Genomic DNA, 20,106 nt, shown 5'->3' on the forward strand with positions numbered 1-20,106 from the left:
CCGTCCGAAAGAGTGCTGATTCTGATGGTCACCAGTTCCCGCCTGCGCGTTCGTCGCGCAGTCACCACGACCGCCGCTGCCGCGGTGGTCAGCCTCGCCGCGGTCGCCTGCGGTAGCGACTCAACGTCCGGCATGTCCGGAATGGACCACGGCTCCACCCCTCCATCCGCTTCCACCAGCCAGCACGACATGCCCGGCATGGACGGTTCCGCCATGCCGTCCGGGGACGGCTTGGCCCCCTCGGCGTCCGGGTTCCGGTTCGCGCCGACCACCACATCCCTGCCAGCTGGCCAGGCGGCGCCGGTGCGATTCCAGATCCAGGGCGCCGACGGCAAGCCGGTCACCGCCTTCGAACCGGATCAGACCAAGCTGATGCACTTCTACCTGATCCGCTCGGACCTGACCGGTTTCCAGCATGTCCACCCCGAGATGGCCGCGGACGGCACCTGGACCGCGCCGGTGGCGGCTTTGCAGGCTGGCACCTACCGGGCCTACGCCTCCTTCATCACCAAGGACGGCACCGGCAAGGCCGTTCCGCTGGTACTCAGCGAGCAGCTCACGGTGCCCGGCACGCCCACGGTGCAGCCCGTGCCGCCCGCCTCGACGACCACACAGGTCGACGGCTACACGCTGACGCTGTCCGGAAACGTCCACAGTGGAATGCCGGGCACGCTGACCGTGGCGGTGTCCAAGGACGGCCAGCCGATCACCGACCTGCAGCCCTACCTGGACACCTACGCCCACCTGACCGCCTTCCACGAGGGTGACCTCGCGTTCGCGCACCTGCACCCGGAAGGCGCGGTCAGCGGGGACCACGGCGGGCCGACGCTGTCGTTCCACGCCGAGTTGCCGAAAGCGGGGAACTGGCGGCTGTTCCTGCAATTCCAGACCGCCGGTGTCCTGCACACCGCGGCGATCACCCTGACCGCCTGACACCGGCCGCTGATTCGGTGCCGGGTCGCCTCGCCGTCGCGGCGAACCCGGCACCGAATCAGGGCGGCTCAGGAATGGCCCGAGGAGAGAGCTCGCACGGTGCGGGCCACCTGTTCGGGCGACGAGAACGGGGTGGGCGGCAGGACCTGGCGGAGGGCGCCGTCAGCGGTCACGACATAGCTCACCGGCAGATAGGCGGGTGCGTGCAATGCCGTGCTCACCGCGCCATCGGAGTCGATGACGGATGGCAGGTGCACGTTCAGCGAGGTCAGCAGGTCCAGTCCGTCGGCCGGATCGCTCTGCACCTGCACGCCGAGGACCTGCACCGCGCCGGGTGAGGTCGCGTAGGCGTCGAGCACGGGCAGTTCGTCCCGGCAGGGGCCACACCAGCTGGCCCACACGTTGATCACTGTCGTTCGCCCGGCGACTGCGGCGCCGAGGTCGACGCTCGCCCCGTCGCCGAGACAGGTCACCTGAACGCCGCGCAGCGCGGTGGGCGACGGCCCGGTCGACTGGGGTGGCGGGCACGGGCGCAGCTGCGCGCGGGCACGCGCGGCCACCAGATCAACGGGCGGACGCGGAACACTGCTCGGCGCCGCACTGGTCGGTCGCGGGGACGTTCCCGGCCACAACGCGGCTGCCGCGGCGATCGCCACGATCACCAGGATGGGCCACCACCTGCGCAGGACGCGACGCGTCTGGGTCGACGTGCTGTCGTGCGGCGTCGTCACGATTCTCGTCCTCGATGTCGCCGAAGTGGCCGGCTGTGGGCGTCCAACCGGGAACTATCTACTATCTCCGTACGTAGATAGTATGAGATGGGTGCCGGACGTGCGTGCCGCACCCTCGTGGAGGAGCCATGCAGTCGGTGTTGTGGGGTGTCGCGGTCCTGGCCTGCCCGGTCGGGATGGGTCTGATGATGTGGCTCATGATGCGCGGCCAGCGCAAAGGCCCGGAAGAGGACGCGAGCCAGGAGCAGGTCGCGCAGTTGCGGGCGGAGGTCGAGCAGCTCAAGTCCGAGCGCGCGAAGGGCGCGCGGTGATGCCCACCTGGGTTGTCGCGGTGATCGCGATCGCCGCGGTCACGGCCACCTACTTCTCCTGCGTGCGGCCGATGCTGCGCGGGCGGAGCCATTGCGGCGCGCCCGCCGGACGTGACGATCTCGATCGGCAGATCGCCGAGCTGCGGGAGGAGGTGCGCGTGTTGCGAGCCCAGGAGGTGCTTGACGGTGACCGGTGAGGATTTCGACGTACGCTCGCAGGTGAAGTGGTGGCGATGACCGATCCGGGACTGCGCGCCTCGGACGCCGATCGTGAACGCGTGGTGTCGCTGTTGCACGCGCAGGTGGGCGAAGGCCGTTTGACGTTGGAGGAGTTCTCCGAGCGCTCAGCCGCCGCGTATGCCGCACGCACCGTGGGTGAGCTCGTCACGCTGACCCGTGACCTTCCGGTTCTGGTCTCGCCATCCCCGGCGCCGACACCGGTGTCGCGGTGGTTGGTGCCGCTGGCGGTCGTCTTGGCCGTCCTGTTCCTGGCTGGTGCGCTGCTGGCGTTGGCGGGTCCGGCGACCGCGGGCGGGATGGGTCAGATGATGGCGCAGATGGGCCGCATATGCGGCTGACTCCCGCGGTCATTCGTGGCCGGGGTAGACGAACCGGCGGTGGATGAGGTGGGTGTCGTCGGTGAGGGTTTCCTCGCTGATCCGGCCCTGCGCGTCGAGGGTGAGGGCGACAGTGGTGGCCGCGGCCGGGTAGCCCAGGGCGAGCCGGACAGGCTGGCCGTCGCGGGAGATCCGGGTGGCGATAGGAGCGCTGCCCGCGGCGTAAGGCTCCTGGGCGGCGAAGAACTCCCCGGTCAGCTCCAGCTGCTGCGGCTCGGGCAGGGCGGTGGTGGTGTCGCTGGTGACGGCTTCGTACACGGTGAGGTGGTCGACTGTGCGCAGCGCCTGTACCGCCCGCGCGAGTTCGGCCGCGCCGGAGGTGACCGGCCAGGGCACGAGCAGGCTGACGTTGCCGCCGCGCCAGGTGGATGCCTGCGCGTGCAAGCTGAGCACGTTGTCACCCGGAGACCAGTCCACAGTGGACATGAAGCAGCCGTTGCCGCAGCCTGAGAACTCCAGCGGCGTGCTCTCGTGGTGCGGTGAGGTCAGTTGGCCGGAGAGGGTGAAGCTCTGGGCCGCTTCGGGTGCGTAGTAGTCGCCGCGGCGGGGTGTGGTCAGCCGTACCACCAGTTGGCCATCGCTGGCCTGCGCGGTGACACCGACCTGACCGGCGAGGGTGCCCAGCGGCACCACCTGTCCGCGCGGCGGGGGCGGTCCGGGTTGCTGGCTGGTCGCGGGCGGGGTCGACACCAGCACCGCGGACAGGGCGAGCACCCCGACCAGCGCGGTGCTTTCGAGCCGGGCCAGGAGCCGCACCCGGTCGGCCCGGTCCCGGCGCACGGCCAGGCGCGCGGTAAGCGCCAGCCCGGCCGCCACGATCACGAGGGCGAGTTTGATCAGCAGGACCTGCCCGTAGGTCGTGGTCAGCAGCGCGGACAGCGGCACCAGCAGCAGCGCGCTGACGATCCCGGTGGTCACCACGAGCGCGAACACCCACCCGGCGAGCCGCAGATAGCCGGCCAGCACCCAGCGCACCGCGGGGCGCTCCCGCCGCCAGGCCAGGACGGCGCGGGCCACATGCGTCAGGGCACCCACCCAGATCGCGACCGCGGCCAGATGCGTGCCGGTGAGCAGCCCGCCCCACCCCGGCGCCGCGATGTTGGCGTGCGAGCGCCAGCCTTCGGCGTCCACCACAGCCAGCAACGGGATGACCGCCCACGGCCGCCACCGTCCACTGTGGACGATAGACAGTCCAAAGGCGACGGCCAGGCCAAGGGCTTCAACGGCAAGGAGTTGCCCGGCTCGGCCCTGCCAGAGAGTGGTCGGCGTGCCCGTGCCGACGATGAGCAGGACAGCCAGTGCGACCACACCGGCCAGTCCGACGAGTGCGGCGGGCGGCACCCACGAGCGGGGCGCGGGCAGCCGGGGGTTCTCGCGTCGCGCCGAGGTGGTGAAGCGTTCGCCGATTACGCCGCCGAGCGCGAGGGCGAGTCCGGCGAACAGCAGCCATCGCAGCGCCGCCTCGCCCCAGGCGATCGACTGCGCACCGGTCGTGCCGGCGCCGGTGACCGCGGTCCCGACGGCGAAGCGGAACTCCTCCTCGACCTGGTCCCCGTCCGACCCGGTGACCTGCCACCGCACCCGGTAGGTGCCCGGCCGGACCGTCCCGGCCGGTGCCGCGCTGACGACGTGACCCTCGCGCGCCGTGCTCGTCGGGCCCAGCGGCACCATGCGGCCATCGCTGTCGAGCAGAGTCAGCGCACGGGGCCCGGCCGTCACGGGCTCGTTGAACACCAGCGTGATCACCGGGGGCGTGTCGGGGACAGCGGTGTCGGTCGCGGGATCGGTGAACAGCAAGGTGGGGTGGGCGCTGGCCGGTGTCGCACCGGCCAGCACGGTCCCGAAAACCATGAGCAGGAGGACGGCGGCGCGGCGCAGAGCGCGGCGCCGCCGGAGAACACGGGTCATGCCAGGGAGTGCTGGCGGAGGGTGCGGCGGAGCTTGCGTTCCGACAGCCGCCCGAACGAGAAGGGCTGTCCGTTCACCAGGATACCGGGCGCGAACAGCACGCCCGCCTGCGCGGCCAGCCGCCGTCCCTCGTCGGTGGCGAGGTCGATCTCGGTGACCTGCAACGGAAAGTCCGCCCCCACGCGATCCAGGACCTGCTTGGCCTGCTCGCAGAAGCCGCAGTCGTCCTGGGTGAGCAACGTGATCTCGACCGGCTCGGTCTGCGCAAATGGTTCGCTCGCAGGCTCGCTCACGGCTTCCGTTCCTGGGCCAGGTCGGTGAGCATCTTCTGCGCGGGCAGGAACATCGTGTAGTCCGGCGACCCGCCGTAGTCGGCACGCCAGCGGATCATCCCGTCCGGGCCGACCAGGATGAAACTGTGGCCGTCGCGCATGTCGCCCATCATCCCGTAGGAATTGGCCTGGTAGGCGCGGGACACGGCCAGGGTCGGGTCCGACAGCACCGGGGTGGTCAGCTTCTCGTCAGCCATCTTCTGCGCGATCAGATTGGCCGGGTCGGTGGTGATCGACACGACGGCGTCGATCCCGGCGCTCTTGACCGCGGCCTGGTTCTGTTCCAGGTCCTTGATCTGGTCCCAGCACGGCTGACACGACAGGCCCTCCTGGAAGTACAGCAACACGCTCTTGCCGCGGAAGTCGGCCAGGCTGACCTGTCCGCCCGCACTGGAGGCGAGAGTGAATGCCGGAGCCGCCGTACCGATACCGGGTTGGCCTGCGACGTGCCGGTAGCCGCTGCCGCCGCTGGTCGCGGTGCCGCCCTGCTGGCCCTGGGAACTCTGGTAGACGAGGTACAACCCGACCACGGCGAGCACGGCGACCACGGACACGGCAATGATCGTCCACCGGCGCCGGGCCGATCCGCCGCGCAGGCGCTCGACCTCGCGGGCGGCCGGTGTCCGTGGTCGGGCGGGAGGCTTGCGGCCACGTTTATCGGCGGGCCGCGTCGACGCCTTAGCGCTGCTCTTGCTCACGTCGGTTCTCCTCGGCGATGTCGACGGTGGCGGGGGTGGGGGTGTCGTCCTGCGCGGCGCAGCAGGCCGACGGCGCGGTCGTGGCAGTGGTGGCGGTCTTGCTGCGCCGGGCGCGGCGCAGGAGTAGCGCGAACCCAAGTAGCAACACCAGGAGCAGGGCCCAGCCGGGGATCCAGGACAGGGCATAGAGGGCGAGGCTGGACACGTGCTGCAGCCAGGCGGACAGTTCGGTTTGCCAGCCGCTGCTGGGCATGCCGGGCCCGGTGAACGCCAGCACCACCGCGAGCACGCCCATGGCGATCATCAGCCCGCCGCTGATTGCGCTGCCCAGGGCCAGCCGCCGCTGCCAGCGGCCCAGCCGCAGCCGGATCGTCCGGTCGGTCAGCAGCCGAGCGGCGCGTTCCCGGCGGGTGTCCCACAACAAGGCGACCAGGGCCAGTGGCGCCACCATCCCGGCCACGTACGCGGCGCCGATGGACAGCGCCGCCGGGAACGACGCGGCGGCACCGGAGAGCACCGCGACCCCGGCCAGGACCGGCGCGCAGCACGCGCTGGCCGCACCGGAGAACGCGCCCAGCACATACGCCGAGCCGAAGCTGCCTTCCTTGACGGCGCGGGCGCCCGGCATCGGCAGGTTCGGCTTCCACCCCGCCAGCACCGCCACCCCACCGGCGACCATCAGGACGCCGCCGATCGAGAAGATCCACAGGTGCCCGGTGACCAGCAGCCGGCTCAACGCCGTCGCCCCGAGCCCGATCGGGAGGATCACCGTCGCGACCCCGGCGCCGAACACCAGGGTCGCGGGAACGACGCCGCCGCGGTGGCGGAACCCGGTGGCCAGGTATGCGGGCAGCATCACCGACACGCAGCACGGCGCCAGCAACGCGACCACCCCGCCCAGGAACGACGCCACCAGCGTCGTCCCGAACAGCAGTTGCCCCACGGCGCCTCCCGATGCCCACAGCCATCATCTACGATCTCCGTACGTAGATAGTAGCTTGGTGGTGTGAGGTCGCTGTTCACCCTCGCCGGGTGGGCCGCGACCAGCACGGACAGGCCGTCAGGTGCGCGAAGTACCCTGGACGGGCCAGAGTGAGTGCCAGGAGGACGTGTGCGTGGATTCGGAGACCTGGAGGCGGTCGTCATGGACTGCCTCTGGAGCCGTGACGGCGAGACCACCGTGCGCGAGGTGTTCGAGGAACTGCGCCAGCGACGCGAGATCGCCTACACCACCGTGATGTCCACGATGGACAACCTGCACCGCAAGGACTGGCTGGCCCGCAAGCGCCAGGGCAAAGCATTCCTCTACTGGCCCACGCACACCCGCGAGCAGTACAGCGCCCGGCTGATGCGCGACGCACTGGATTCCGGTGGGCAGTCCGACCTGGTGCTGACCCACTTCCTGGAGCAGATGTCCGAGGACGAACGCGCCGCCCTGCGGCGGCTGGCCGCGGAGGAGGCGGGATGAGCGTCGCGGCTTGCCTGCTCCTCTACAGCTTCGCCGCCGCGGTGCTCGCCCCGCGCCTGCTGGTCCGGCTCACCCATGCCGGAGTCGCTCCGCGGCTCGGGGTGGCGGCATGGCTGGCCGCGATCGGCAGCGTCATCGGTTCCTGGGCGGTGGCGGCGGTGTTTCTGGCCGCCGAGCTGCTGCGTGACTGGACTCAGGCCCGGCAAACAATTCTGAGCACGTGTTTCGCCCAGCTGCGCGCCGTCGCCACGGGCAGTTACGGCGTAGCCGTCCAAATCGGACTGCTCACGCTCGCCGGATTCGCCGCGGTGGCGGTGGTGATCCTGCTGGCGCGGTTGGGCCGGTCGTTGCTGCGGGCACGGGCGACGACTCATGAGCATGCGCGGATGGCCCGCCTCGCGGGTGCGCACGACACGACACTGGACGCCATCGTGCTCGATGTACCCGAACCGGCGGCGTACTGCGTGGCCGGCCGCCCGCACACCGTCGTGCTCACCCGCGGCGCGATGGCCGCCCTCGGCGACCGGCATCTGGACGCCGTGCTCGCGCACGAGCGCGCCCACCTGGCCGGACGGCACCATCTGCTGATCGCCCTCACCCGTGGCCTGGCGGCCATCCTGCCTCGGATCGAGTTGTTCACCACCGGCGCGGCCGAAGTCGCGCGGCTGCTGGAAATGTGCGCCGACGACGCGGCGGCCCGCGCCCACGGCCGACGCACCGTGCTGCAGGCCCTGTTGGCCCTCTCCGGTGCTGCCCCGGTTCCCGCCGGTGCGCTCGGCGCGAGCGGTGTCGGGGTGCTGGCCCGCGCCGAACGTCTCGCGACACCGCCGGAGCCTGCCCGCCGGTGGCGGGTACGTCTGCTGCTCGGTGCAACGGTGGCCCTGGCCACGATCGGTCCGCTGCTGGCCGGCGGGATGGCCGCCACCGGGCTCGCCCTGTGCGGCGGCATGACCGGCTGAGCGTTGTCAGGTTGGGATGCGGGCGCGTCCGAGGATGTGCGCGTGCGGCGGCACGAACCGCAACGGCGCGTAGGAGAAGCGATGCAGTGGCTCGATCTGGAAGCCCGCAGCCCGGATGGACTCGGCGGTGTCCCGGTTGAGGTGACAGCCCCCGCCCGCCCGTGACCACACCGGGGTCAGGGCGTCCTGAAGCAGCCCGAGCAGCGGGTTGGCCGACCGCACGTGCTCGAAGAACCGCAACTCACCGCCCGGCCGCAGCACCCGGCGGATCTCCGCGAGTGCCGCGGGTACGTCGGTGACCGAGCACAGCACCAGTGAGGCCACCGCGGCGTCGAAGCTCCGGTCCTCGGCGGGTAAGGCGCCCGCGTGCCCGGCCACCACCCGCACCGGCACTGAAGCCTTCTCTGCGGCCTGCTCCGCGAGGGCGCGCAGCCGATCCTCCGGCTCGACGGCCACCACTTCGGTCACGGTGTCCGGGTAGTGCGTGAAGTTCATGCCGTTGCCCGCGCCGACCTCGATCACCCTTCCGGACAGCCCCGCGAGCGCCAGGTCCCGGCGCTCGGCGGTGCCGCGCTGCTCGGACTCGGCGCTGATCCGCTCGTACATCCGCGCGAACCGCGGATGCTGGAACTCCGAAAGATCCGCCATCGCTCACCCCTTCCCGATGCCACGACGGTAACCCCAGACGGCCCGGCCACCATCATCTACTAATCTACGCAGTAGGTACGTAGTTGTCGATCGAGGGAGCTGGGATGCGCAGGACGCGCTGGCCGGGCGTCGCGCTGGCCGTCGCCGGGCTGCTCACGCTGACCGCGTGCAGCAGCGGCACCGACGCCGTCGCGCGGGGCAGCACGTTCGAGTTCGTCTCGCCCGGCGGCCAGACCACGATCTTCTACGACCCGTCCACCAGCCGGGGCACCGCGCCGGACCTGTCCGGTGAGAGCCTGCCCAAGCCCGGGACACAGATCCGGTTGTCCGACTACGCCGGCAAGGTCGTCGTGATCAACATCTGGGGCTCGTGGTGCGGCCCGTGCCGCGCCGAGACACCGGAGCTGGAGAAGGTGTTCGAGCAGACCCAATCCTCCGGTGTGCAGTTCCTCGGCATCGACGTGCGCGACGACCGCGCCGCCGCGGAGGACTTCGTGCGCGACCGCCACGTCACCTACCCGTCGATCTTCGACCCATCCGGCCGATCGTTGCTGGCGCTGAACGGATATCCACGCAGCGTGGTGCCCTCCACCCTGGTGCTCGACCGCCGGCACCGCGTGGCCGCGGTCTTCCTCACCGCGCTCATCGCCAGCGACCTGCTGCCCGTCGTGCAGCGCGTCGCCGCCGAACCCACCCCGCCGCAAGGACGACCCGCGTGAACCTGACCGACCTGGCCGTGTCCGGCCCGCTGCTGCTGGCCGCGCTGCTGGCCATCGCCGCCGGCGCGGTGTCGTTCGCCTCGCCGTGCTGCCTGCCGCTGGTGCCGGGCTACCTCGCCTACCTCGCCGGCCTGGTCGGCGCCGAACCCCCACCCGTCACCGGCGACGACGCGGGGCGGCCGGTGCGCGGGCGGTGGCGGGTCGCCGGGGCCGCATTGCTGTTCGTGCTCGGGTTCACCGTCGTGTTCACCGCCGCCACCATGGCGGTGCTCGGCGTGTCGGACGCGCTGCTGGCCAACGAGGAACTGCTGCAACGCCTCGGCGGCGTGGTCACCATCGCGATGGGCCTGGTCTTCCTCGGCATGTTCAGCCCGCTGCAACGCGGCATGAAACTGCGGCACACGCCGCGCAACGGGCTGTGGGGCGCGCCGCTGCTCGGCGCCGTCTACGGCCTGGGCTGGACCCCGTGCCTCGGCCCCACCCTGGCCGGGGTGATCGCGCTGGCCAGCGGCACCCAGGTCGGCCCCACCACCGGACGCGGACTGCTGCTGATCACCGCCTACTGCCTCGGGCTCGGCCTGCCGTTCATCGCGCTCGCCCTCGGGGCCCGCTGGGCCGTGCACGCCACCAGCTGGGTACGTCGCCACATCCGCCGCGTGCAGCAGGTCGGCGGGGTATTGCTGATCGCGATCGGCGTCGCGCTGGTCACCGGCATGTGGGGCGAAGTCATCGCCTGGCTGCGCGGCCCGATCTCCGGCTTCACCGTCCCGCTCTAAGCCGCTCACGTACAGGGAGATTGTCCATGGCAGCGAAGAAGAACAGCCAACGCAAACCCACCCCGCGAGCTGCGCAGAAAGCCGTCGCGCAGGCCCGAGCCGGCAGCCGGCGCAACGGACTGCTGTGGGGTGGCGCGGCGGTGATCGTGGTGGCGCTGCTGGTGGCCGTGATCGTCGCCGTGACCAACTCGGCCGGCACCAAGCAGGCCGACACCGCGGCCACGAACCTGAACAACCCACCGGCGACCACCGCCGTCGGGCGCAACGCTCCGCCGCCCTGGCCCGCACCGGCGGACGCTGCCGCCGCGGTACGGACAGCAGGACTGCCGATGCTGACCGCGGAAGGCAACGTCGAACACATCCACGCCCACCTCGACGTCCGCGTCGACGGCCAGCCCGTCGAGGTCCCGCCCTACCTCGGCATCGACCAAACCCGCGGCAGCATCAGCCCCCTGCACACCCACGACACCACCGGCGTCATCCACATCGAATCCCCCGTCAAGCGGGAGTTCACCCTGGGCGAGCTGTTCAGCGAATGGGATGTGAGCCTGTCCGCGGACAACATCGGCGCCCTGCACGCCACCGACGGCAAGACCCTGCGCGTCTACGTCAACGGCACCCTGCGCGGCGGCAACCCCGCCGCGATCACGTTCAACGCCCACGACGAGATCGTCCTCATCTACGGCGCACCGCAGCCGGGCGAGTCCGTTCCCAGCCGTTATGACTTCCCGGCGGGTGATTGACCACTCACCACCGTCCACAGTCGCCATTGCGGTCGCTGGGCCGCTGTGGCAATGCCGACGGGGCTGGGCCGCTGGCGTGGCAGTCATGGGACGACGCCTCGCGGCGAATGTCAGGGCAGCGCTGAAGCGCGGTAACCGAGTTCTTCGATCGCGGCAATCACGTCCTCGGGGCTGTTCTGGCTCGGATCCAGCTCGACCGTGCTGCGAGCCTGTTTCATCGTGGTTTGCGTGCTGTGCACGCCGGGGAGGTCTTCCAGGGTGTCGTCGATGAGCAGCGCGCAGCTGCCGCAGTGCATGCCTTCGACGCGGAACACGTGGGTCGTGGTGGCCATGGTGGAAGTCCTTGTCAGACGATGGTGAGGGTGCCGGTGTACATGCCCATGCCGCAGGCGTAGTCGAGCCGTCCGGGCTGCAGCACACCCAGGTCGATCCGGGTTTCACCGTTGACCGGCAGGATTTTCTGTTCGTCGCGGATGACGAGGGACCGGATGCAGCCTTGGGCGCCGTCCGACTTCACGACCAGCGTGGTCGGCACACCGGCCCGGACTTGAACGTTCTCCGGGCTGTAGGCGTGGCTGGTGGCTGTGATCACCACGGTCTGCTGACCCTCCATAGTGGACGATGCCGTGGTGTCGGCGGGTGCTTGCGCGAAGCCGACGGTCTGCGCGATCCGGCTGGCCGCCAGGGGCGATCCGGCGAGTTCCAGGCCGCCGTTGAGCGTGTAGAGGCCCATCGCCAGCACCGCCAGCCCGGTGACCACCGCGAGCCGGCCGCGCCAGGCGGTAGCGGCTTTGCGGGCGGCGTAGCCAAGGATTGCGAACAGCGGGCCGGTGCCGAGCACGAACACCGCCATCGTCGCCGCGCCCGCCGGCGCCGACCCCGAGGTCAAGGCGAGCGCCTCCACCGACAGCGTCACTCCGCACGGGATCAGCACCGTGGCCAGGCCGAGCAAGGCCGGTGCCAGCGCTGCCTGCGAGCGGGTCCGGTTGCGCACGATCTTCATCCAGGAGGTCGGCGGCTCGACGACGATGCCGCGGAAGCCGGGCACGCCGAGCTGGGCGAGCCCGAACACGATGATCAGCACCCCGGCGCCGATCTGCAGCCAGGTCCGTACCCCGACCGAGAGTTCCGCCGCACTACCCAGCGCGCCGAGCAAGGCGCCGAGCAGGGTGTGCGAGACCAGCTTGCCGACCAGGAACCCGCCCACTGGGGCGAGGTCGTCCCCGAGCTGGGCACGCCAGTTCGGTCGTGGCCCGGTCGTCTGGGTGGTGTCGTTGTGGCGGGTGCCGCCTTTCGCGCGGCGGGGCGGAACGGGAGCGGGTTGCGCGGTGGCGGCGCGCTGGCGGGTGATCAACCCGGTCAGCAGGCCGCCCTGCACCGCCGCACAGGACACGCCACCGGCGAACAGGCCGGTGACAAGGACAGCTGCAAGATTCACGAAAGCCTCCTGCGGAGAGGAAAACGAGGGAAGGGTCTCCAGCCAACGCCGGAGTGCACGTCTGCCCACACCGACTGGCGCTGGGCAGAGTGCTCCTACGTCCGCAGCAGACACAGCTCCGCGAGGCTCGGCGCTCGCGGACGAACAGCTCGGATCCGCACCACCCGTCCGGACAGCCACGCCGCGACGGCGACCGGCCGCCAGGACGGCCGCAGCCCCAGCAGAGTCGAGACGACGGCGACGATGAACGCCAGGCACGTCGCCAGAACCCCACCCATGCCACCCGAGCCGAGCGGCATACCCGCCGCACGAGCGACAACGCCGGCCGAGGCTCCCGCCGGGCAGACCTCGGTGAGCATGGTCGTGGACCGGCTCCCGGTGTCAGCCATCGTCGCCGACGCGCACGATGCGGTCCCCGTCTCCGAGGTCACGCTCACGGCGCCGTGCGGCATCGCGCTCATGCCATCGGCGCAGTGCTGACCGTGCAGCAACACCAGCCCGGCGAGGACGGCGAGCACAGCCACAAGCCGCGCGAGGTGTCCCCGCGCGGCTCGGTATCGATGGCTGCCGCCGATCACGAGCGAAGAGCGTACTGGCCCACGCCATCATCTACGTACGTGGCCCGTAGATCGGTTCAGGTCGGCTGCCCGGTGGCGCTGCGGAAGCGGCGTAGCCGCAGGCTGTTGGACACCACGAACACCGAGGAGAACGCCATCGCGGCCCCGGCGATCAGCGGATTGAGCAGCCCGACCGCGGCCAGCGGCAATGCGGCGACGTTGTAGGCGAACGCCCAGAACAGGTTGCCCTTGATCGTGCGCAGGGTGCGCCGGGCCAGCCGGATCGCGTCCACCGCGGCCCGCAGGTCGCCCCGCACCAGGGTGAGATCGCTCGCTTCGATCGCCACATCGGTGCCGGTGCCCATCGCCAGGCCGAGGTCGGCCTGAGCTAGCGCGGCGGCGTCGTTGACCCCGTCACCCACCATGGCCACCACCCGGCCCTCGCCCTGCAGCCGGGTGATCACCTCGACCTTGTCCTTCGGCAACACCTCGGCGATCACCTCGTCGATCCCGACCTCGGCCGCCACCGCCTGCGCGGCGACCTCGTTGTCGCCGGTCAGCAGCACCGGCCGCAGCCCCAGCGCCCGCAGGCCACGAATCGCCTCGGCCGAGGTGGGCTTGATCGTGTCCGCGACCACCAACACCGCACGGGCCTGACCGTCCCAGGCCACCGCCACCGCGGTACGGCCCTGCGCCTCTGCCTCCTTCTTGGCCACCCGTAGATCTTCGGGCAGCGTGATGCTCCACTGCTCCAGCAGGCTCGTGCGCCCGACCAGCACCGCATGGCCCTCGACCACGCCCTGGACGCCGAGCCCTTCGAGACTGCCGAACTCGGCTACCGGCGGCAGCGTGCCCACGCGGTCCTCGGCAGCCACCGCGATCGCCTTGGCGATCGGATGCTCCGAGGCATGCTCGGCGGCTCCCGCCAGCCGCAACGCCTCCACATCGCCGACCCCCGCAGTGGTGTGCACCTGCTGCAGGCTCATCCGGCCGGTGGTGACGGTGCCGGTCTTGTCCAGGACCACGGTGTCGATGCGGCGGGTCGACTCCAGCACCTCCGGCCCCTTGATCAGAATCCCGAGCTGGGCGCCACGACCCGTGCCGACCAGCAACGCGGTCGGCGTCGCCAAACCGAGCCCGCAGGGACAGGCGATGATCAGCACCGCGACCGCCGAGCTGAACGCCGTCGCCGCCCCGGCGCTCGCGCCGAGCCAGAACCCGAGGGTAGCGACCGCGAGGGCGATCACGATCGGCACGAACACGCCCGCGATCCGGTCGGCCAGCCGCTGGATCTCCGCCTTGCCGCTCTGGGCATCCTCGACCAGCTTGGCCATCTGCGCCAGCTGCGTGTCCGACCCGACCCTGGTCGCGCGGACCAGCAGCCGTCCTCCGGCGTTGACCGTGGCGCCGACCACCGCGTCGCCCGGCCCGACCTCCACTGGCACCGACTCGCCGGTCAGCATGCTCGCGTCGACCGCCGAACTGCCCTCGTCGACTACGCCGTCGGTGGCGATCTTCTCTCCAGGACGAACCACGAACACATTACCCACCGCGAGTTGCTCGATGGGGACGCGCTCCTCCCGCCCGTCCCGCAGCACCGCGACCTCTTTCGCACCCAGCTCCAGCAGCGTACGCAGCGCGGCCCCGGCGCGGCGCTTGGAGCGGGCCTCGAAGAACCGGCCCGCCAAGATCGCCGCCGCCAACCCGGTCGCAACCTCCAGGTAGATATTGTCGCCGGCCATCCCGCGCTGCACGGTCAGGTCGAACCCGTGGCGCAGGCCCGGCCGCCCGGCACCGCCCAGGAATAACGCGTACAACGACCACAGGAACGCCGCGGTCACACCGACCGAGATCAGGGTGTCCATCGTCGCGGCGCCGTGCCGCAGATTCGTCCAGGTCGCCTTGTGGAACGGCCACGCCCCCCACACCACCACCGGAGCGGCCAAGGTCAGCGACAGCCACTGCCAGTTGGTGAACTGCAGCGGCGGCACCATCGCCAACGCGATCACCGGCACCGTCAACGCGACCGACACCAGCATCCGCTGCCGCAACGAACGGGTGTGCTCGTCGTACTCGCCGCCACCCGCCGACCCCTCCCCCTCGGCCGGGGGAGCGGTGTCCGGGATCGTCGCGGTGTAGCCGGTTTCCTCAACGACTTTGACGACGTCCTCTGTAGACAGTCCAGGTGGGAGGGTGACTCGCGCCTTCTCCGTCGCGTAGTTGACCGTCGCGCTCACCCCGTCGACCTTGTTCAGCTTCCGTTCGATCCGCGTCGCGCACGAGGCGCAGGTCATGCCGCCGATCACCAACTCCACCTGCCCGGAGGCGGTCTGGTCGTGTGTGGTCGAACTCATCGCTGTCCCCGTCCCCGCACCTCATGGTGGTTGTGCCGGTGCTCGTGTCCCCGGTCGCGCCGCGTCACGCCGTCCGTGTTGTCTTGCCGCCGTGAGCCCGCCTTCGGCTGAACTGTCAGCGCCGTCCATCGGAGTCGCTCGGCGCTCCCGGCCGACGATGGCGCGATCGTGACGGAAACCGCTGCGGGTTCCTCTGAATCGACCGCCGGATGGGCGACCCGAGAGTCACGTTGGGGCTGGGCGACAGCGACGGTGGGCGCTGCCTCGGTCGGCTGCTGCCTTGGTGGCGGTTCTGGCGGCGCGGGCGTGGCCGGCACGGCGGTCTTGTCACCCGGCTCGGCGTGATCGGTCGCATGCCCGCCCTGATGGTCGACCGCGTCGCTCGGCGTGCCCGCACCCAGTGGACCGACAGCGTTGCCTGCCGACCAGGCCCCGGCGAACACGACCACGAGCGCCATCCCGTAGGCGGACAACTTCACTCCGGTGTTCACGCCGGGCCTCCTCGACCACTCCAGCGCGGCCTCACCGGGTGACCAGTTCGTAGCCGGCCTCGTCAACCGCCGCGCTCACCTCGTCCGCGGTCAAGGGTCGGTCGCTGGTCACCCTGACCTCGCCAGATCCCAGATCGACCTCAACCCGCCGCACACCGGCGACTCTGCCGACCTCCGTGGTCACCGCGTCGACGCACTTGCCGCAGGTCATCCCGGCCACCGTGTAAACGGATTCACTCACCGCGCACCTCCTCCACCAGAACGGATTCGCCCGCCCAGACGACGAGCACGAACCCAGCATCAACCTTCCAGTACGATGGAAGGTCAAGGAGGTGTGATGAAGATCAGCGAACTCGCCGCGGCCAGCGGCACCACGACCAAGACCATCCGCTTCTACGAGCAGGCGGGTGTCCTGCCCGAGCCCATCCGCACCCCCAGCGGCTACCGCGACTACAGCCCCGAGTTCATCGACCGGCTCGGCTTCATCCGCCGCGCCCAAGCAGCCGGACTCACCCTGCGCGAGGTCGGCCAGATCCTGGCCATCCGCGACCGCGGTGACGCGCCGTGCGGCCACGTCCGCCACGTACTCAGCGACCGTCTCGACCAGGTCCGCGCCCAGATCGCCGAGCTCGTCACCCTCGAAAGCCACCTCGGTGCCCTGCTCGCCCACGCCCAGCAAGGCGAACCCACCGAGCACGACAACGCCACCGTGTGCTGGATCCTCGAAACCGAACCGGGCGCCCGAACCGACGCCGCTGAAGGTTCTCCACGTCATCAGCAGAACCACCCGATCACCGTCAGTTCGGCTGACTGAAGGTCATCCTTGGCTTACTCGGCGTGCGCCCAAGCAAGACGGCGAAGTCTGAGAGGACGAACTCGTCTGCGACGATAAAGATCGACTCGTGGCATTTTGTCCGCGAACATCGATCATCACGGTCAGCGGGAGCGGAAGGACGAGCCACGCGTGAACCTGGGGCTCGTCGGCCAGGCCGTGGGGATGTTCGTGGTCACCAACATCGACGACATCGTCGTCCTGGCCTTGTTCTTCGGTCAGGCCGCTGGGCACCGCGGCGCTGCCACCAAGGTCGTGGTCGGACAGTACCTCGGGTTCGCGGCCATCCTGGCCGCCTCGGTCGTCGGTGCCCTCGGCGCGGAACTGCTGCCCGAAACCATGATCTCCTATCTCGGTCTGCTGCCGCTCGCGCTGGGACTCCGCGCGGCCTGGCGAGCCTGGCGCGATCGCCGGGACACCACGCACGGTGAACAGGTACCGGCACAGGCACCGGCCATGCTGGCGGTCGCCGCGGTGACCTTCGCCAACGGCGGCGACAATATCGGTGTCTATGTCCCGGTCTTCGCGAATGCCGGACCAGGCGGCTTGGTCGTGTTTACCGTCGTGTTCCTGGCGCTGGTCGCACTCTGGTGCGCGCTGGGTCGGTTGTTCGCCCGGCGCCCGCTGATCGCTCGCGCCCTGGCCCGCTGGGGCCACATCCTGCTGCCCGTCGTCCTGATCGGGATCGGACTGGTCATCCTGATCGAAGGCAGCGCGTTCGGGCTATGACGTCGCCTACCGCGAACAGTCGCACGAACGGGCTGGCGCGGGTGGACACTGGATGCATGGATCTGCATGCCGTGCACGAGGAGATGGAGCGAGCGCGGGCGAGCTTCCACCAAGCGCTCGATAGCGCGTCGGAGGCCGACCTTCGTCGCCGATCCGATGGCACCCGGTGGAACAACAAGCAACTGTTGTTCCACATGCTGCTCGGCTACCTGATCATGCGTGCGCTGATGAATCTGGTCCGCCTGTTCGGCCGCCTGCCCGCCGGAGTCAGCCGGGCTTACGCGCGATTGCTCAATAAGGCGACGCGCCCCTTCGATGTCGTGAACTATGCCGGCTCCGCTCTCGGCGGCACGTTCCTCACTCCACGGCGGATGGGGATCATGTTCGATCATGTGATCGCGGCGCTGCACCGCAGACTCGACGCAGAGGCCGTTATCGACCTTGGCCGGGGCATGCACTATCCGACCCGGTGGGATCCGTTCTTCCAGGACTTCATGACTCTGGCCGACGTGTACCGATTCCCGACTCAGCACTTCGATTTCCATCGCCGTCAGCTCACGCTCGGCGCCGGTGGATGATGCTCGCTACCGGACGGGTGAGCGGCGTTCGATGAGCACGGTGTCGTGCCAGACGCCATCGACCTGGGCGATGCGTTCGCGGATGCCGACGGTGCGGTAGCCGGCAGCGTGGTGCAGCGCGATGCTGGCCCGGTTCTCGGTGAAGATCGCGGTCTGCAGGGTCCACAGCCCGGCGGCGTCGGCGGCGGTGACTTGCTTGTGCAGCAAGGCTTTGCCGATGCCCCGGCCACGGTGGCCGTCGGCGACGTAGACCGAGGTTTCCGCGACACCGGAGTAGCAGTCCCGTGTGGACACCGGGCTGGCCGCGGTCCAGCCGACGACCTCGCCGTCGAGTTCGGCGACCCAGCGGTGCTCGGGTAGCCATTTCGCGTCCAGGCTGGCCCGGCTGGGCACGGTGGTCTCGAAGGTCGCGATCCCGGTGGCGATGCCTTCGCCGTAGATGCGCCGAACCGCGGCCCAGTCGTCCGGTTCGAGGGCGCGGACGGTGACGTCGGCCGGGACGTCGTCGGGGCAGCACGGGCGCGGGGCGAGCAGGCCCATCACGGCGTCGGCGGCGTGCGGGAGTCCGGCGCAGCAGGCTTCGTTGACGGTGACGATCGTGGCGGTGCCCTCCTTGCGGAGGCGGACGAAGCCGACGTCGGCGAGCTTGCGCACGTGGTGTGAGGTGGTGGACTGGCTGGTGCCGAGGATCTCGGTCAGCGCGCCCACTGTGATGCCTTTCGGGCTGGTGGCCACCGCGTGCAGCAGCCGGACCCGGACCGGCTCGGCCAGGCAGGCGAACCAGTCGGCGTAGGTGGCGGCCTCGCCGGTGGGCAGGACTTGGGCCTGGGGCAGCGCGATCGGCATGCCGCCCAGTATATCGATCGGAATCGATGGTTGTATCTATCGATGTCGGTCGATACTCTCGGCCGTGTCAATCGAGCTGGATCGATGGAAGAGGTGCGGGATGAGCGACCTGCCTGTGGTGGTGGTCGGTGCGGGACCGGTGGGGCTGGCCGCCGCGGCGGAACTGGTCGAGCGGGGACTGACCCCGTTGGTGCTCGAACGTGGTGAACGTGCGGGTGCGGCCGTGGCGCAGTGGCATCACGTGCGGTTGTTCTCCCGCTGGGCCGAGCTGGTCGCCCCGGCCGCGCGTCGTCTGCTGGAACCGCAAGGCTGGCAGGCCCCCGACGCCGAGGGCTATCCAACCGGGGCGGAGTGGGCACGGCTGTACCTGCGCCCGCTGGCCGACGCGCTCGGCGACCGAGTCCGGTTCGGCAGCGAGGTCGTCGGGGTCGCACGCCGCGGCCGGGACCGTGTGGTGGATACCGGACGAGAGTCCGAGCCACTGACCGTGCACGTCCGCACCGCCGACGGCCGCGAGGAGCGGATCACCGCGAGCGCCGTGATCGACGCCTCCGGGACATGGACCTCGCCGAACCCGCTGGGTGGAGACGGGCTGCCCGCGATCGGCGAAACCGCCGCCGCCGACCGGATCGCCTACCAAGTCCCGGACCTCACCGATGCGACGGTGGCCGCGCGGTACGCGGGCAAGCACGTGGTGGTCGCCGGCAGCGGGCACTCGGCGCTGACCGCACTGGTCGCCTTCGCCGGGCTGGCCGAGCAGCAGCCGTCGACCCGGATCACCTGGCTGCTGCGCCGCGGCGCAGTCGGCACCGTGTTCGGCGGCGGCGAGGCCGACCAGCTCCCGGCCCGTGGCGCACTGGGCCTGCGGGCCAAGGCCGCGGTCGAGGCCGGGCACGTCCGCGTGGTCACCGGCTTCCGCACCGACGCCGTCGAGCCCGACGGTGACCGATTGGTGCTGCGGTCCTCGGCGGGGCAGCGGCTGGAGGCGGCGGACGAGGTCGTGGTGCTCGCCGGGTTCCGGCCGGACCTGTCGTGGCTGTCCGAAGTGCGCCTGGCGTTGGACGCGACGCTGCAGGCGCCGGTCGCGTTGGCGCCGCTGATCGACCCGAACGTGCATTCCTGCGGCACCGTCTACCCCCACGGAGCGAAGGAACTCACGCACCCGGAGTCGAACGTCTTCCTGGCCGGGATGAAGAGCTACGGCCGCGCGCCGACCTTCCTGGCAATGACCGGGTACGAGCAGGTCCGCTCGATCGCCGCCGCGCTGGCCGGTGACCGCGAGTCCGCCGAGCGGGTGGAGCTGGTGCTGCCCGAAACCGGCGTCTGCGGCGGCTCGGGCGTGTTCGACGCGCCGGCCGAGGACCAGGCAGGCGGCTGCTGCGGCACCCCAAGCGGCCCGGAGGTGCTGACGCTGTCCGCGCCGTCGGCCCGCTGATCC

Annotated in this window: 26 protein-coding genes; 13 read left to right on the top strand and 13 right to left on the bottom strand. The window is 70.6% G+C overall.

The window, feature by feature from the left end; genetic code table 11:
* Positions 1-24 precede the first annotated feature (24 nt).
* On the top strand, positions 25-933 hold the full coding sequence (locus BMY97_RS39435) for a hypothetical protein (protein WP_091627934.1): 909 nt from the start codon (positions 25-27) through the stop codon (positions 931-933).
* A gap of 68 nt (positions 934-1,001) precedes the next feature.
* Here the strand turns inward: BMY97_RS39435 and BMY97_RS39440 are convergent, their stop codons facing one another.
* Positions 1,002-1,589 (bottom strand): TlpA family protein disulfide reductase, encoded by a 588-nt coding sequence (locus BMY97_RS39440; protein ID WP_245787738.1) that lies wholly within the window; start codon positions 1,587-1,589, stop codon positions 1,002-1,004.
* Positions 1,590-1,792: 203 nt separating this feature from the next.
* Between BMY97_RS39440 and BMY97_RS39445 the strand changes: the two genes are divergently transcribed.
* The 3 genes from BMY97_RS39445 to BMY97_RS39455 are packed head-to-tail and all read left to right on the top strand — an operon-like array spanning position 1,793 to position 2,553.
* Complete coding sequence (locus BMY97_RS39445) at positions 1,793-1,975, top strand: hypothetical protein (protein ID WP_091627935.1); 183 nt, start codon at positions 1,793-1,795, stop codon at positions 1,973-1,975.
* On the top strand, positions 1,975-2,172 hold the full coding sequence (locus BMY97_RS39450) for a hypothetical protein (RefSeq protein ID WP_091627937.1): 198 nt from the start codon (positions 1,975-1,977) through the stop codon (positions 2,170-2,172). Before BMY97_RS39445 ends, BMY97_RS39450 begins: the two co-directional genes overlap by 1 nt.
* Positions 2,173-2,208: 36 nt before the next feature.
* A complete protein-coding gene (locus tag BMY97_RS39455; protein ID WP_177231763.1) occupies positions 2,209-2,553 on the top strand; it encodes a DUF1707 SHOCT-like domain-containing protein in 345 nt (114 codons plus the stop codon).
* 9 nt (positions 2,554-2,562) lie between these two features.
* Here BMY97_RS39455 and BMY97_RS39460 read toward each other — a convergent pair whose 3' ends face one another.
* The 4 genes from BMY97_RS39460 to BMY97_RS39475 all read right to left on the bottom strand — a co-directional run bounded on the left by BMY97_RS39460 (position 2,563) and on the right by BMY97_RS39475 (position 6,473).
* Positions 2,563-4,500, bottom strand: a complete 1,938-nt coding sequence (locus tag BMY97_RS39460; RefSeq protein ID WP_091627938.1) for a copper resistance CopC/CopD family protein — start codon at positions 4,498-4,500, stop codon at positions 2,563-2,565.
* Positions 4,497-4,793, bottom strand: a complete 297-nt coding sequence (locus BMY97_RS39465; protein ID WP_091627940.1) for a glutaredoxin family protein — start codon at positions 4,791-4,793, stop codon at positions 4,497-4,499. Before BMY97_RS39465 ends, BMY97_RS39460 begins: the two co-directional genes overlap by 4 nt.
* Positions 4,790-5,386, bottom strand: a complete 597-nt coding sequence (locus tag BMY97_RS47435) for a peroxiredoxin family protein (RefSeq protein ID WP_177231754.1) — start codon at positions 5,384-5,386, stop codon at positions 4,790-4,792. The genes BMY97_RS39465 and BMY97_RS47435 overlap by 4 nt, the downstream gene beginning before the upstream one ends.
* Positions 5,387-5,510: 124 nt before the next feature.
* Positions 5,511-6,473 carry a cytochrome c biogenesis CcdA family protein gene (locus tag BMY97_RS39475; protein ID WP_091627943.1) on the bottom strand — a complete coding sequence of 321 codons (963 nt, stop codon included), beginning with the start codon at positions 6,471-6,473 and terminating at the stop codon, positions 5,511-5,513.
* A gap of 168 nt (positions 6,474-6,641) precedes the next feature.
* Here BMY97_RS39475 and BMY97_RS39480 point away from each other — a divergent pair, with 168 nt between their 5' ends.
* Together BMY97_RS39480 and BMY97_RS39485 are read left to right on the top strand one after the other, a co-directional pair.
* A complete protein-coding gene (locus tag BMY97_RS39480) occupies positions 6,642-6,998 on the top strand; it encodes a BlaI/MecI/CopY family transcriptional regulator (RefSeq protein WP_218156980.1) in 357 nt (118 codons plus the stop codon).
* Complete coding sequence (locus BMY97_RS39485) at positions 6,995-7,957, top strand: M56 family metallopeptidase (protein WP_091627945.1); 963 nt, start codon at positions 6,995-6,997, stop codon at positions 7,955-7,957. Before BMY97_RS39480 ends, BMY97_RS39485 begins: the two co-directional genes overlap by 4 nt.
* Positions 7,958-7,963: 6 nt before the next feature.
* On the opposite strand, the gene BMY97_RS39490 is transcribed toward BMY97_RS39485, so the two are convergent.
* Positions 7,964-8,605 (bottom strand): class I SAM-dependent methyltransferase, encoded by a 642-nt coding sequence (locus tag BMY97_RS39490; protein ID WP_091627947.1) that lies wholly within the window; start codon positions 8,603-8,605, stop codon positions 7,964-7,966.
* 104 nt (positions 8,606-8,709) lie between these two features.
* Here BMY97_RS39490 and BMY97_RS39495 point away from each other — a divergent pair, with 104 nt between their 5' ends.
* Genes BMY97_RS39495 through BMY97_RS39505 form a run of 3 tightly spaced genes read left to right on the top strand, consistent with a single transcriptional unit; the run spans position 8,710 to position 10,843 of the window.
* Positions 8,710-9,324 (top strand): TlpA family protein disulfide reductase, encoded by a 615-nt coding sequence (locus BMY97_RS39495; protein ID WP_091627949.1) that lies wholly within the window; start codon positions 8,710-8,712, stop codon positions 9,322-9,324.
* Positions 9,321-10,100, top strand: coding sequence for a cytochrome c biogenesis CcdA family protein (locus BMY97_RS39500; RefSeq protein ID WP_091627950.1), 780 nt, complete (start codon positions 9,321-9,323; stop codon positions 10,098-10,100). Before BMY97_RS39495 ends, BMY97_RS39500 begins: the two co-directional genes overlap by 4 nt.
* Positions 10,101-10,126: 26 nt before the next feature.
* Positions 10,127-10,843 carry a hypothetical protein gene (locus BMY97_RS39505; protein ID WP_091627952.1) on the top strand — a complete coding sequence of 239 codons (717 nt, stop codon included), beginning with the start codon at positions 10,127-10,129 and terminating at the stop codon, positions 10,841-10,843.
* A 110-nt stretch (positions 10,844-10,953) separates the two neighbouring features.
* Here the strand turns inward: BMY97_RS39505 and BMY97_RS39510 are convergent, their stop codons facing one another.
* The 6 genes from BMY97_RS39510 to BMY97_RS39530 all read right to left on the bottom strand — a co-directional run bounded on the left by BMY97_RS39510 (position 10,954) and on the right by BMY97_RS39530 (position 15,924).
* Positions 10,954-11,175, bottom strand: a complete 222-nt coding sequence (locus BMY97_RS39510; protein WP_091627953.1) for a heavy-metal-associated domain-containing protein — start codon at positions 11,173-11,175, stop codon at positions 10,954-10,956.
* A 14-nt stretch (positions 11,176-11,189) separates the two neighbouring features.
* Entirely contained in the window at positions 11,190-12,281 is a 1,092-nt protein-coding gene (locus BMY97_RS39515; protein ID WP_091627955.1) for an urease accessory protein UreH domain-containing protein, read from the bottom strand.
* A gap of 95 nt (positions 12,282-12,376) precedes the next feature.
* Positions 12,377-12,805 carry a hypothetical protein gene (locus tag BMY97_RS39520; RefSeq protein WP_143086397.1) on the bottom strand — a complete coding sequence of 143 codons (429 nt, stop codon included), beginning with the start codon at positions 12,803-12,805 and terminating at the stop codon, positions 12,377-12,379.
* A 110-nt stretch (positions 12,806-12,915) separates the two neighbouring features.
* Positions 12,916-15,192: a heavy metal translocating P-type ATPase gene (locus tag BMY97_RS39525; protein WP_091627958.1), complete on the bottom strand. Its 2,277-nt coding sequence runs from the start codon at positions 15,190-15,192 to the stop codon at positions 12,916-12,918.
* The gene (locus BMY97_RS46485) at positions 15,189-15,683 is read right to left on the bottom strand and encodes a hypothetical protein (RefSeq protein ID WP_143086398.1); all 495 of its coding nucleotides are present in this window, start codon (positions 15,681-15,683) and stop codon (positions 15,189-15,191) included. Before BMY97_RS46485 ends, BMY97_RS39525 begins: the two co-directional genes overlap by 4 nt.
* Positions 15,684-15,714: 31 nt before the next feature.
* On the bottom strand, positions 15,715-15,924 hold the full coding sequence (locus BMY97_RS39530) for a heavy-metal-associated domain-containing protein (RefSeq protein ID WP_091627959.1): 210 nt from the start codon (positions 15,922-15,924) through the stop codon (positions 15,715-15,717).
* Between the two features lie 96 nt (positions 15,925-16,020).
* Between BMY97_RS39530 and BMY97_RS39535 the strand changes: the two genes are divergently transcribed.
* The 3 genes from BMY97_RS39535 (at position 16,021) to BMY97_RS39545 (ending at position 17,822) form a co-directional block, all read left to right on the top strand.
* Complete coding sequence (locus BMY97_RS39535; RefSeq protein ID WP_091627961.1) at positions 16,021-16,497, top strand: heavy metal-responsive transcriptional regulator; 477 nt, start codon at positions 16,021-16,023, stop codon at positions 16,495-16,497.
* A gap of 150 nt (positions 16,498-16,647) precedes the next feature.
* Positions 16,648-17,244 (top strand): cadmium resistance transporter, encoded by a 597-nt coding sequence (locus BMY97_RS39540; RefSeq protein ID WP_091627962.1) that lies wholly within the window; start codon positions 16,648-16,650, stop codon positions 17,242-17,244.
* Positions 17,245-17,300: 56 nt separating this feature from the next.
* The gene (locus tag BMY97_RS39545; RefSeq protein ID WP_091627964.1) at positions 17,301-17,822 is read left to right on the top strand and encodes a DinB family protein; all 522 of its coding nucleotides are present in this window, start codon (positions 17,301-17,303) and stop codon (positions 17,820-17,822) included.
* A 6-nt stretch (positions 17,823-17,828) separates the two neighbouring features.
* Here the strand turns inward: BMY97_RS39545 and BMY97_RS39550 are convergent, their stop codons facing one another.
* Positions 17,829-18,668 carry a helix-turn-helix domain-containing GNAT family N-acetyltransferase gene (locus BMY97_RS39550; RefSeq protein ID WP_091627966.1) on the bottom strand — a complete coding sequence of 280 codons (840 nt, stop codon included), beginning with the start codon at positions 18,666-18,668 and terminating at the stop codon, positions 17,829-17,831.
* 100 nt (positions 18,669-18,768) lie between these two features.
* Between BMY97_RS39550 and BMY97_RS39555 the strand changes: the two genes are divergently transcribed.
* Positions 18,769-20,103 (top strand): FAD-dependent oxidoreductase, encoded by a 1,335-nt coding sequence (locus BMY97_RS39555; protein WP_091627968.1) that lies wholly within the window; start codon positions 18,769-18,771, stop codon positions 20,101-20,103.
* Positions 20,104-20,106 lie beyond the last annotated feature (3 nt).

This window comes from Amycolatopsis saalfeldensis, assembly GCF_900110575.1.
In the GTDB taxonomy this organism is placed as follows: Bacteria; Actinomycetota; Actinomycetes; order Mycobacteriales; family Pseudonocardiaceae; genus Amycolatopsis; species Amycolatopsis saalfeldensis.

Bases quoted from the DNA above. Each gene is read 5' to 3' on its own strand.
- BMY97_RS39485 (WP_091627945.1), top strand. From the start codon at position 6,995: ATGAGCGTCGCGGCTTGCCTGCTCCTCTACAGCTTCGCCGCCGCGGTG.
- BMY97_RS39435 (WP_091627934.1), top strand. From the start codon at position 25: ATGGTCACCAGTTCCCGCCTGCGCGTTCGTCGCGCAGTCACCACGACC.
- BMY97_RS39450 (WP_091627937.1), top strand. From the start codon at position 1,975: ATGCCCACCTGGGTTGTCGCGGTGATCGCGATCGCCGCGGTCACGGCC.
- BMY97_RS39535 (WP_091627961.1), top strand. From the start codon at position 16,021: ATGAAGATCAGCGAACTCGCCGCGGCCAGCGGCACCACGACCAAGACC.
- BMY97_RS39525 (WP_091627958.1), bottom strand. From the start codon at position 15,192: ATGAGTTCGACCACACACGACCAGACCGCCTCCGGGCAGGTGGAGTTG.
- BMY97_RS39455 (WP_177231763.1), top strand. From the start codon at position 2,209: ATGACCGATCCGGGACTGCGCGCCTCGGACGCCGATCGTGAACGCGTG.
- BMY97_RS39510 (WP_091627953.1), bottom strand. From the start codon at position 11,175: ATGGCCACCACGACCCACGTGTTCCGCGTCGAAGGCATGCACTGCGGC.
- BMY97_RS39505 (WP_091627952.1), top strand. From the start codon at position 10,127: ATGGCAGCGAAGAAGAACAGCCAACGCAAACCCACCCCGCGAGCTGCG.
- BMY97_RS39550 (WP_091627966.1), bottom strand. From the start codon at position 18,668: ATGCCGATCGCGCTGCCCCAGGCCCAAGTCCTGCCCACCGGCGAGGCC.
- BMY97_RS39490 (WP_091627947.1), bottom strand. From the start codon at position 8,605: ATGGCGGATCTTTCGGAGTTCCAGCATCCGCGGTTCGCGCGGATGTAC.
- BMY97_RS39555 (WP_091627968.1), top strand. From the start codon at position 18,769: ATGAGCGACCTGCCTGTGGTGGTGGTCGGTGCGGGACCGGTGGGGCTG.
- BMY97_RS39545 (WP_091627964.1), top strand. From the start codon at position 17,301: ATGGATCTGCATGCCGTGCACGAGGAGATGGAGCGAGCGCGGGCGAGC.
- BMY97_RS39460 (WP_091627938.1), bottom strand. From the start codon at position 4,500: ATGACCCGTGTTCTCCGGCGGCGCCGCGCTCTGCGCCGCGCCGCCGTC.
- BMY97_RS39495 (WP_091627949.1), top strand. From the start codon at position 8,710: ATGCGCAGGACGCGCTGGCCGGGCGTCGCGCTGGCCGTCGCCGGGCTG.
- BMY97_RS39445 (WP_091627935.1), top strand. From the start codon at position 1,793: ATGCAGTCGGTGTTGTGGGGTGTCGCGGTCCTGGCCTGCCCGGTCGGG.